The 11,844-nt window shown below is 48.8% G+C and carries 10 protein-coding genes; all 10 read right to left on the reverse strand.

Annotated elements, in window-relative coordinates; genetic code table 11:
- Nucleotides 1-42: 42 nt before the first annotated feature.
- Entirely contained in the window at nt 43-4,071 is a 4,029-nt protein-coding gene (gene rpoB / locus CAG65_RS01390; RefSeq protein ID WP_021707368.1) for a DNA-directed RNA polymerase subunit beta, read from the reverse strand.
- 233 nt (nt 4,072-4,304) lie between these two features.
- Nucleotides 4,305-4,673 (reverse strand): 50S ribosomal protein L7/L12, encoded by a 369-nt coding sequence (rplL, locus tag CAG65_RS01395; RefSeq protein ID WP_021707367.1) that lies wholly within the window; start codon nt 4,671-4,673, stop codon nt 4,305-4,307.
- A gap of 57 nt (nt 4,674-4,730) precedes the next feature.
- Complete coding sequence (gene rplJ, locus CAG65_RS01400; RefSeq protein WP_021707366.1) at nt 4,731-5,225, reverse strand: 50S ribosomal protein L10; 495 nt, start codon at nt 5,223-5,225, stop codon at nt 4,731-4,733.
- A 292-nt stretch (nt 5,226-5,517) separates the two neighbouring features.
- A complete protein-coding gene (gene rplA, locus CAG65_RS01405) occupies nt 5,518-6,219 on the reverse strand; it encodes a 50S ribosomal protein L1 (protein ID WP_021707365.1) in 702 nt (233 codons plus the stop codon).
- 4 nt (nt 6,220-6,223) lie between these two features.
- Nucleotides 6,224-6,652, reverse strand: coding sequence for a 50S ribosomal protein L11 (rplK, locus tag CAG65_RS01410; protein ID WP_004415883.1), 429 nt, complete (start codon nt 6,650-6,652; stop codon nt 6,224-6,226).
- Between the two features lie 145 nt (nt 6,653-6,797).
- Nucleotides 6,798-7,346 (reverse strand): transcription termination/antitermination protein NusG, encoded by a 549-nt coding sequence (nusG, locus tag CAG65_RS01415; protein WP_021707364.1) that lies wholly within the window; start codon nt 7,344-7,346, stop codon nt 6,798-6,800.
- A gap of 13 nt (nt 7,347-7,359) precedes the next feature.
- Nucleotides 7,360-7,773, reverse strand: a complete 414-nt coding sequence (gene secE, locus CAG65_RS01420; protein ID WP_021707363.1) for a preprotein translocase subunit SecE — start codon at nt 7,771-7,773, stop codon at nt 7,360-7,362.
- A gap of 233 nt (nt 7,774-8,006) precedes the next feature.
- Nucleotides 8,007-9,191 (reverse strand): elongation factor Tu, encoded by a 1,185-nt coding sequence (tuf, locus tag CAG65_RS01425; protein ID WP_161451659.1) that lies wholly within the window; start codon nt 9,189-9,191, stop codon nt 8,007-8,009.
- A gap of 142 nt (nt 9,192-9,333) precedes the next feature.
- Entirely contained in the window at nt 9,334-11,433 is a 2,100-nt protein-coding gene (gene fusA / locus CAG65_RS01430; protein ID WP_021707401.1) for an elongation factor G, read from the reverse strand.
- A 75-nt stretch (nt 11,434-11,508) separates the two neighbouring features.
- Nucleotides 11,509-11,844: 30S ribosomal protein S7 (gene rpsG / locus CAG65_RS01435; RefSeq protein WP_161451661.1), on the reverse strand; the 336-nt coding region annotated here is incomplete at its 5' end.

Raw genomic sequence — 11,844 nt, forward strand, 5'->3', positions numbered from 1 at the left:
GCTTTCTACCAGATAATCCGCTTTCTATTGAAAGGCAGTGGATTACTCTTCGTCTTCTAGTTCGATGTTGATACCCAGCGAGCGAATCTCTTTCAACAATACGTTGAACGATTCTGGCATACCAGGTTCCATGCTGTGGTTACCGTCCACGATGTTTTTGTACATCTTGGTACGTCCGTTAACGTCATCCGACTTAACGGTTAGCATTTCTTGTAGGGTGTAAGCTGCACCGTATGCTTCCAGTGCCCATACTTCCATCTCACCGAAACGCTGACCACCGAACTGAGCTTTACCACCAAGCGGCTGCTGCGTTACCAGGCTGTAAGAGCCGGTTGAACGTGCGTGCATCTTGTCATCAACAAGGTGGTTCAGTTTCAGCATGTACATGTAACCAACGGTTACCGGACGCTCGAAGGCGTCACCAGTACGACCATCAAACAGAGTCAGCTGACCTGATTCTGGCAGATCGGCCAGTTTCAGCAGGCTCTTAATTTCTGGCTCGGTTGCACCGTCAAAGACTGGCGTTGCAACTGGTAGACCACCACGCAGGTTTTCAACCAGAGTCAGTACTTCCTGATCGGTCAGTGATGCAACGTCAACACGCTGACGAGTGTCACCCAGAGAGTAAACCTCTTGCAGGAACTCACGGAATTTCGCCAGCTCTTGTTGCTGTTTCACCATCTGGTTGATCTTGTCACCGATACCTTTCGCTGCCAGACCTAAGTGAACTTCCAGGATCTGACCGATGTTCATACGCGAAGGTACACCCAGTGGGTTAAGCACGATGTCGACCGGTTGGCCTTTCTCATCGTAAGGCATGTCTTCAACAGGGTTGATCTTCGAGATTACACCCTTGTTACCGTGACGACCCGCCATCTTATCACCAGGCTGAATGCGACGTTTCACTGCCAGGTAAACTTTCACGATCTTCAGTACGCCAGGAGCCAGGTCATCACCTTGAGTGATCTTACGGCGCTTGGTTTCGAACTTCTTATCGAATTCCGCTTTCAGCTCGTCGTACTGCTCAGCCAGCTGTTCCAGCTGAGTTTGCAGTGCGTCGTCTTCCAGCGTCATTTCCAGCCACTTCTTACGATCGACTGAGTCCAGTTTCGCTTCAGCGTGACCGCCTTCGATCAGGACCGCTTTCACACGGTTCAGAAGACCGCCTTCCAGGATCTGGAATTCTTCTGTCAGGTCTTTCTTCGCTTCTTTCAGCTGCATCTGTTCAATTTCAAGCGCACGCTTGTCTTTCTCTACACCATCACGGGTAAAGACTTGAACGTCGATGATGGTACCAGATACTGAGTTTGGTACACGCAGTGAAGTGTCTTTCACGTCAGACGCTTTTTCACCGAAGATTGCACGCAGCAGTTTCTCTTCTGGCGTCAGCTGAGTTTCACCTTTCGGCGTTACTTTACCGACCAGAATGTCGCCACCTTTCACTTCTGCACCAATGTAAACGATGCCTGACTCGTCCAGTTTAGACAGAGCAGACTCACCTACGTTTGGAATATCAGCCGTGATTTCTTCTGCACCCAGCTTGGTGTCACGCGCCACACAAGACAGCTCTTGAATGTGGATCGTGGTGAAACGGTCTTCCTGAACAACACGCTCAGAAACCAGGATCGAGTCCTCGAAGTTGTAACCGTTCCAAGGCATGAACGCGATGCGCATGTTCTGACCCAGAGCCAGTTCACCCAGGTCAGTCGACGGACCGTCTGCCAGCACGTCACCGCGCTGTACTGGTTCACCCGGCATCACACATGGACGCTGGTTGATACAGGTGTTCTGGTTTGAACGGGTGTACTTGGTCAGGTTGTAGATGTCGATGCCTGCTTCACCCGGAACCAGTTCTTCATCATTCACTTTCACAACGATGCGAGAAGCGTCAACTGACTGAATAATACCGCCACGTTTTGCCACAGCAGTTACACCGGAGTCGACCGCGATGTTACGTTCGATACCGGTACCGACCAGCGGCTTGTCTGCGCGCAGTGTTGGGACCGCCTGACGTTGCATGTTCGCGCCCATCAAGGCACGGTTCGCATCATCGTGTTCCAGGAATGGAATCAACGAGGCCGCGATCGATACAACCTGGTTGGTCGCAACGTCCATATAGTCAACGTGTTCGCGTGGGTGCAGACCAGATTCACCTTTCTGACGAGCAGTGATCAGTTCTTCGGCAAACGTACCTTCTTCAGTCAGTACCGTGTTCGCCTGAGCGATAACGTATTGACCTTCCTGAATCGCAGACAGGTAATCCACGTCATCCGTCACCACACCATCAACAACACGACGGTAAGGCGTTTCCAGGAAACCGTACTCGTTACAACGAGCAAACGCTGACAGCGAGTTGATCAGACCGATGTTCGGACCTTCAGGTGTTTCGATAGGACACAGGCGACCATAGTGAGTTACGTGGACGTCTCGAACTTCGAAGCCCGCACGTTCACGAGTCAGACCGCCAGGACCCAAGGCAGAAATACGACGTTTGTGCGTCACTTCCGACAACGGGTTGTTCTGGTCCATAAACTGAGACAGCTGAGAAGAGCCGAAGAATTCTTTAACCGCAGCAGAGATAGGCTTCGCGTTGATGAGATCTTGAGGCATGATGGCATCAAGATCACCAAGGCTTAGGCGTTCTTTCACAGCACGTTCTACACGTACCAGACCAACACGGAATTGGTTCTCAGCCATTTCGCCAACGCTACGGATACGACGGTTACCCAGGTGGTCGATATCGTCGACCTCACCGATACCGTTACGGATCGCGATCAGCTTCTTCATCACTTCAACGATGTCAGTTTCGTCAAGTGTGCCTTGCTCTTGCGCGTCTTCACGACCGATTGAGCTGTTGAACTTCATACGGCCAACAGTCGACAGATCGTAACGCTCTTCAGAGAAGAACAGGCTTTCAAACAGGGCTTCTGCTGCTTCTTTCGTTGGCGGCTCACCAGGGCGCATCATGCGGTAGATTTCTACCAGTGCAGAAATACGATCAACCGTGTTGTCGATACGCAGGGTTTCTGACATGAATGGGCCGTGATCCAGGTCGTTCGTAAACAGAACTTCCAGTTTCTTGTGACCAGCCTGAGACAGGTTCGCCAGCGCTTCAAGAGAGATCTCTTGGTTCGCTGCAACGATGATCTCGCCAGTTGCTTCGTTGATGTAATCTTTCGATGCAACTTTACCTACGATGTACTCAACCGGTACTTCGATGTGATCAACGCCATCTTTTTCTAGTTGGCGGATATGACGAGCCGTTACACGACGACCTTTTTCTACGTAAACAGTACCATTCGCTTCGATGTCGAAGGTTGCGGTTTCACCACGCAGACGCTCAGGGACCAATTCCATGTGAAGCGTTTCATCTTTCACTTCAAAATTGATCTTCTCGAAGAAGATATCCAGGATCTCTTCTGACGTCTTGCCTAGTGCGCGAAGAATGATAGAAGCAGGCAGTTTACGACGACGGTCGATACGTACGTACAGGTTGTCCTTAGGGTCAAACTCAAAGTCGAGCCATGAACCGCGGTAAGGAATAATACGTGCGTTATAAAGAACTTTACCTGATGAGTGGGTCTTACCCTTATCGCTGTCGAAGAACACACCTGGGCTTCTGTGCAGCTGGGATACGATAACCCTCTCGGTACCATTGATTACGAAGGTACCATTCTCAGTCATGAGTGGAATTTCACCCATGTAGACTTCTTGTTCTTTAATGTCTTTTACAGTACCTGCTGGCGCGTCTTTATCAAAGATCACCAGGCGCAGTTTCACGCGCAGTGGCTTTGAGTATGTTACGCCGCGGATTTGACATTCTTTAACGTCAAAAACTGGCTCACCAAGACGGTAGCTAACGTATTGCAGCTCGGAATTGCCGTTGTAGCTCTGAATCGGGAATACAGAACGGAAAGCAGCCTCAAGACCGTATTGCCCTTCAGGATCCTGTTCGATGAACTTCTCGAACGAATCGAGCTGGATCGATAGCAGGTATGGAATGTCCAACACTTGTGGACGAGTACCAAAGTCCTTACGGATGCGCTTTTTCTCGGTATAAGAGTAAACCATGGGGTTCCTCAGCTCGCTGATAAGTGACCCAAACTGTCTCCACTAATAATGAGACAGTGACTAAACAACTGTTTAAACTGTAGTGACATTCCATTAAGAGAGCATGAAATGTTTTTTGCTCGGAGATAGGTGCTTAAACAGCGGGAAAATTCACCTATGCCCTACAGCGCAAAAAGGCCGGTGGTTAAAAAACCACCAGCCATTAGCCATACGGCTAAGAAGCTAAGTAATAATTACTTAACAACAACAGTTGCACCAGCTTCTTCTAGCTGAGCTTTCAGAGCTTCAGCTTCGTCTTTCTCAACGCCTTCTTTCAGAGGTGCTGGAGCGCCGTCTACTAGAGCTTTAGCTTCTTTCAGGCCTAGACCAGTTGCGCCACGAACTGCTTTGATTACAGCAACTTTGTTACCGCCAGCAGATTCTAGGATTACGTCGAATTCAGTTTGCTCAGCAGCAGCTTCGCCGCCAGCAGCGCCACCAGCTACAACAGCAGCAGCAGCAGTAACACCGAATTTCTCTTCCATAGCTTCGATCAGTTCAACAACTTGCATTACAGACATTTCTGCAATTGCGTCTAGGATTTGCTCGTTAGTAATAGACATAACAATTCTCTTTTAAGTCAACAATAAGTTTATTAAGCAACCAGTAAAAAGCAAGGCTTACGCCGCAGCTTCTTCTTTTTGATCGCGGATAGCAGCGATAGTACGTGCCAGCTTGCCAGCAGAAGCTTCTTTCATGCACATCATCAGGCGTGCAATCGCTTCGTCGTAAGTTGGTAGTGTCGCTAGAATTTCAGCATCAGTAACTGCGCCTTCAAATGCAGCAGCTTTGATCTCGAACTCAGCATTCTCTTTAGCGAAATCTTTGAAAAGACGCGCTGCAGCACCTGGGTGCTCATTTGAGAATGCAATCAGAGTAGGACCAGTGAAAGTGTCAGTCAGACACTCGTAGTCAGTACCCTGAACAGCACGGCGTGCAAGAGTGTTACGAACAACACGCATGTAAACACCCGCTTCGCGAGCTTGTTTACGTAGAGCGGTCATTGCACCAACTTCAACGCCACGAGAATCAGCTACAACTGCAGAAAGTGCACCACTGGCTGCTTCGTTGACTTCAGCAACAATTGCTTTTTTGTCTTGAAGGTTTAAAGCCATCTTGGATTTACTCCTGGTTGTTATTACACCACTCACTATTATCACAACAGTGAGAGTTAATTAGGTGCATTCCCAGAAGAAAGGTAACTATTTACATAGAGCTTTCTGTCGGGTTTGGGCACCATCTACGTAGGACAATTAAGTCTGAAAGAATTCAAACGCCTACGGTCTTGGACGGAGACTGAGTCTTAATTCATTTCGAACCAAAGACAGTTCAAAGAACCAAAATTCAGCCCCAACCACAATAATTAGGCGCGAAATTATACATCAATTTCACGCCTAATCAAATCATTTAAGCTTGAGTGTTCAGGCTACCCTGTTCCACTGCAACACCTGCACCCATAGTGGTAGAGATGCTGACTTTCTTCAGGAAAGTACCTTTCGCTGAAGAAGGCTTAGCTTTCTTAAGAGCCACTAGAAGTGCTTCCAGGTTCTCTTTCAATTGGTCAGCTTCGAAAGAAACTTTACCAATGGTCGTGTGAACGATACCGTTCTTGTCGTTACGGTAACGAACCTGACCTGCTTTCGCGTTCTTAACCGCTTCAGCAACGTTAGGAGTTACAGTACCAACTTTCGGGTTTGGCATCAGACCACGAGGACCCAGGATAGTACCTAGTTGACCTACAACGCGCATTGCATCTGGAGAAGCAACAACAACGTCGAAGTTCATTTCGCCTTTCTTAACTTGCTCAGCCAGGTCTTCCATACCCACTAGGTCCGCACCAGCTTCTTTCGCAGCTTCAGCGTTAGCACCTTGAGTGAATACAGCAACGCGGATATCACGACCAGTACCGTGTGGCAGTACAGTTGCACCGCGAACGTTTTGGTCAGATTTACGAGCGTCGATACCTAGGTTAACAGCAACGTCAACAGACTCTACGAATTTAGCAGTTGCCAGTTCTTTCAGAAGAGCAACAGCTTCGTTGATTTCGTATTCTTTAGTTACGTCAACTTTTTCGCGGATTACGCGCATGCGCTTAGTTAGTTTTGCCATGATATTAACCCTCTACCACTAGGCCCATTGAACGAGCAGTACCCGCGATAGAACGCTTCATCGCTTCGATGTCAGCACCAGTCATGTCTGCAGCTTTAGTTTCTGCGATTTCCTGGATTTGAGCGTCAGTTACAGTACCCACTTTTTCAGTGTTTGGACGACCTGAACCAGACTTAACGCCAGCCGCTTTCTTCAGCAGAACAGCCGCAGGTGGAGTCTTAGTGATGAACGTGAAAGAACGGTCGTTGTAAACAGTGATAACGACAGGAGTAGGCAGGCCTTTCTCCAGAGATTCTGTTTTTGCGTTGAACGCTTTACAGAATTCCATGATGTTAACACCGTGCTGACCTAGTGCAGGACCAACTGGTGGACTTGGGTTTGCCATACCAGCAGCAACTTGCAGCTTGATATAAGCTTCAACTTTCTTAGCCATGATAATACCTAATTCTTGGGTTCAAACGCTAATCGACTGATCAGCTCCCCGTTGATGTACAAAACTTTTCGCTTCAATAGAAGCAAAAAGGCGCGAAATTATAGTCATATTTCGCGCCTTAAACAAGCCTTAAAAAGGTGTTTTTTTAATCAAGTTTTTCGACTTGACCAAATTCGAGCTCAACCGGTGTTGCACGACCAAAGATCGACACAGACACTTTCAGGCGGCTCTTCTCATAATCCACTTCTTCAACCGTACCGTTAAAGTCAGCAAACGGACCTTCGTTAACGCGAACCACTTCACCGGCTTCAAACATAGTCTTAGGACGTGGTGCTTCGCTGGCTTTCTCCAGACGATTCAGAATCGCATCGGCTTCTTTGTCTGTGATCGGAGCCGGACGGTCAGAGGTACCACCAATGAAGCCCATGACACGCGGCACGCTGCGTACTAAGTGCCATGATTCATCGTTCATGATCATCTGAACCAGAACGTAGCCAGGGAAGAACTTACGCTCACTCTTACGGCGTTGGCCTGAACGCATTTCTACTACTTCTTCAGTAGGAACCAGAACTTCACCAAACAGCTCTTCCATGCCGTGCATTTTGATATGCTCGCGCAGAGACTGTGCTACTCGACCTTCAAAACCAGAGAAGGCCTGAACCACATACCAGCGTTTTTTTGGAGCTTCACTCATGAATTAAAACCCTCTATACCCCAGTCGCAAAGGCAACCAGACGGACCATAATGCCGTCAATGCCCCATAGCACCAGAGCCATTACAATACTTACAGCTAAAACGATAAAAGTTGTTTGCATGGTTTCCTGACGAGTAGGCCAAACCACTTTACGAACTTCCATACGTGCATCGCGAGCGAATGCGATCGCAGCTTTACCTTTCACGGTCGTCGCCAGCACACCCAGTGCTGCAACAACCAAAACTACCGCGCCGGCTGCTCGCGCAACCACATGCAGTTCATACACAGTAAAGCTTGACTGTGGACCACTTCCACCCAAAAGCGCGTTTCCCACAACAGCGGCAGCTAGCAGAACAAAAGCGACGATCCACTTAAATGTGTCTGCTGCGTTCGAGCTATCAGGAGTTTCAGCATTATTTGCTTTCATAAAACCAACCTGTCTAAGTCTTAATATAGACGACAACAACCCCGCTGTTGCAGGGCAAATCCATAACACCAAGGGAAACCCCGTGATGTGCTCTTTTTATCAGTCGAGTGCAAACTCTCAACCTAATAAAATCCTGACTGCGCATTTGCATGAATAAGAAACCAGCAAACACTTCATTCAGCGCATAAAAAGGGCATCAAATGATGCCCTTTTTACCAGTGTTTCGTCAAATCTTATTCAAAGATTTTCGCAACAACACCAGCACCTACTGTACGGCCGCCTTCACGGATCGCGAAACGTAGACCTTCGTCCATCGCGATTGGTGCGATCAGCTCAACAGTCATCTTGATGTTGTCGCCTGGCATTACCATTTCTACGCCTTCTGGTAGCTCGATGTTACCAGTTACGTCAGTTGTACGGAAGTAGAACTGTGGACGGTAGCCTTTGAAGAATGGAGTGTGACGACCACCTTCATCTTTAGACAGTACGTAGACTTCTGATTCGAACTTAGTGTGTGGAGTAATTGAACCAGGCTTAGCTAGTACTTGACCACGTTCAACTTCGTCACGCTTAGTACCACGCAGAAGTGCACCAACGTTCTCACCTGCACGACCTTCGTCAAGCAGTTTACGGAACATTTCAACACCAGTACAAGTAGTAGTCGTAGTGTCTTTGATACCTACGATAGCAACTTCGTCACCTACGTTTAGGATACCACGCTCGATACGGCCAGTTACTACTGTACCACGACCCTGGATTGAGAATACGTCTTCGATTGGCATCAGGAACGGCATGTCTACTGCACGCTCTGGCTCTGGGATGTAAGTGTCCAGTGCTTCTGCCAGTTCAACGATTTTCGCTTCCCACTGCTCTTCGCCATTCAGCGCGCCTAGTGCAGAACCTTGGATAACTGGTAGGTCATCACCTGGGAAATCGTACTCAGAAAGAAGTTCACGAACTTCCATTTCTACTAGCTCTAGAAGCTCTTCATCGTCAACCATGTCACATTTGTTCATGAATACGATGATGTATGGGATACCAACCTGACGGCCTAGTAGGATGTGCTCACGAGTCTGTGGCATTGGGCCATCAGTTGCAGCTACTACCAGGATACCACCGTCCATCTGAGCAGCACCAGTGATCATGTTTTTAACGTAGTCCGCGTGTCCTGGACAGTCAACGTGTGCGTAGTGGCGAGTTGGAGTGTCGTACTCTACGTGAGAAGTAGCGATAGTGATACCGCGCTCACGCTCTTCTGGAGCGTTATCGATAGATGCGAAGTCTTTAGCTACACCGCCGTAAACTTTAGCAAGAGTAGTACAGATAGCTGCAGTTAGAGTTGTTTTACCGTGGTCAACGTGGCCGATAGTACCAACGTTTACGTGCGGTTTCGTACGTTCAAATTTTTCTTTAGACACGATCGTGTTCCTTCCTAGTTATGATTCGCCGCGATCTTTATTGATCACGGCGCGCCAGAAATTGCTATTTTATGCGCCAACGTTCGCCAGCGCAATATTTGGGCGGCCTGATCTCGGAAAAAGTTCAGCCTGTTCCGCCCTATTAGTAACCACGTTCCGCGATAATCGCTTCTGCAAAGTTCTTAGGTACCTCAGCGTACTCGAAGAATTCCATCGAGTAGGACGCACGGCCCTGAGTTGCAGAACGTAGGTCAGTTGCGTAACCGAACATTTCGGAAAGCGGAACCTGAGCACGGATGATCTTCAGGCCAGCAGGGCCTTCATCCATACCTTCGATAATGCCGCGACGACGGTTCAGGTCACCCACCACATCACCCATCCAGTCTTCCGGAGTGGTTACTTCAACTTTCATCATTGGTTCAAGAAGAGCTGGCTGCGCTTGCAGTGCACCTTTCTTGAAGGCCATCGAGCCGGCAATCTTAAACGCCATTTCGCTGGAGTCAACATCGTGGTAAGAACCGTCAAACAGGGTTGCCTTGACATCCAGTACCGGATAGCCCGCCAACACACCGCTGTTCATCTGTTCTTCAACACCTTTCGATACTGAACTGATGTATTCCTTCGGAATCACACCACCCACGATTTGGTCAACAAAGACAAACCCTTCACCAGGTTCAGCCGGTTCCAGTTTCAGCCAAACGTGACCGTATTGACCACGACCGCCAGACTGACGAACAAACTTGCCTTCCACTTCCGTGCTACCACGAATGGTTTCACGGTAAGCAACCTGAGGTTTACCTACGTTACAGTCGACGCTGAATTCGCGCTTCATACGATCCACGATGATGTCGAGGTGAAGCTCACCCATACCAGAAATCAGAGTCTGGCCAGTTTCATCGTCGGTTTCCACGCGGAAAGAAGGATCCTCTGCCGCCAGTTTACCCAGCGCGATACCCATCTTCTCCTGATCAGCTTTAGAGCGAGGCTCTACCGCGATCTGGATTACCGGTTCAGGGAACTCCATGCGTTCCAGCACCACTTTGTGGTTGGTGTCACACAGCGTATCCCCTGTTGTCACGTCTTTCAGGCCAATTGCCGCAGCAATGTCGCCTGCGCGAACTTCTTTGATCTCTTCACGCTTGTTCGAGTGCATCTGTACGATACGACCGAAACGTTCTTTCTTCTGTTTGACTGAGTTGTAAACAGAATCACCGGAGTTCACCACACCGGAGTAAACGCGCATAAAGGTCAGCGTGCCCACGAACGGGTCAGTGGCGATCTTAAAGGCCAATGCAGAGAACGGTTCGTTGTCGTCAGCGTGACGCTCAACTTCGTTCTCATCTTCGTCAATGCCTTTGATAGACGGCACGTCGACTGGCGATGGCAAGAATTCGATCACAGCATCCAGTACGGCCTGTACACCTTTGTTCTTGAACGCACTACCACAAGTGGCCAGCACGATTTCGTTGTTCAGTGTACGGGTACGCAGTGCCTGCTTGATTTCCGCTTCAGACAATTCACCTTCTTCCAGGTACTTGTCCATCAGCTCTTCACTTGCTTCCGCGGCCGCTTCAACCATGTGGTTGCGCCACTCTTCTGCGAGTTCTTGCATATCCGCTGGAATGTCTTCGTACGTGAACGACATGCCTTGATCGGCTTCATTCCAGTTGATTGCTTTCATCTTGATAAGGTCGATGACACCTTTGAACTCGTCTTCCGCACCAATGTTCAATTGGATTGGAACCGGGTTCGCACCAAGACGATGTTTAATTTGGTCCACAACGCGTAGAAAGTCTGCGCCTGCACGGTCCATCTTGTTGACAAACACCATACGAGGAACGTGGTACTTGTCAGCTTGACGCCAAACAGTTTCAGACTGAGGTTCAACACCAGATGAGCCACAGAATACGACCACTGCACCGTCAAGTACACGAAGAGAGCGCTCTACTTCGATCGTAAAGTCAACGTGTCCTGGGGTATCAATGATGTTGATGCGATGATCTTGGAATTGTGCTTCCATACCACGCCAGAAGGTCGTAGTCGCAGCTGAGGTGATAGTGATACCACGCTCCTGCTCCTGCTCCATCCAGTCCATGGTCGCTGCACCATCGTGAACTTCGCCGATTTTGTGAGAAAGGCCAGTGTAGAACAGAATACGCTCAGTTGTGGTTGTTTTACCTGCATCTACGTGAGCACAGATACCGATGTTACGGTAGCGCTCAATAGGAGTTTTACGAGCCACGATTGTATCCTCTTACTAAGGTACACCTTAGAGTAAAGAAATGTGCTGCGAGAGAACCTCGCAGCACAGAAGGTATTACCAGCGGTAATGAGCGAATGCTTTGTTCGCTTCTGCCATACGGTGAACGTCTTCACGTTTCTTAACAGCAGTACCTTTGTTCTCAGACGCATCCAGCATTTCAGCTGCCAGGCGTTGAGCCATAGATTTTTCACCACGCTTACGCGCAGCTTCAACCAACCAACGCATAGCAAGTGCGTTACGGCGAACCGGACGTACTTCTACAGGTACTTGGTAAGTTGAACCACCAACACGGCGAGATTTAACCTCAACCGCTGGGCGAACGTTTTCAAGAGCTTCTTCAAAAATAGCTAAGTGGTCTTTACCAGACTTTTCAGCCATAGCATCTAGTGC

It is taken from the genome of Vibrio sp. V39_P1S14PM300 (genome assembly GCF_009904765.1).
GTDB lineage: Bacteria > Pseudomonadota > Gammaproteobacteria > Enterobacterales > Vibrionaceae > Vibrio > Vibrio proteolyticus.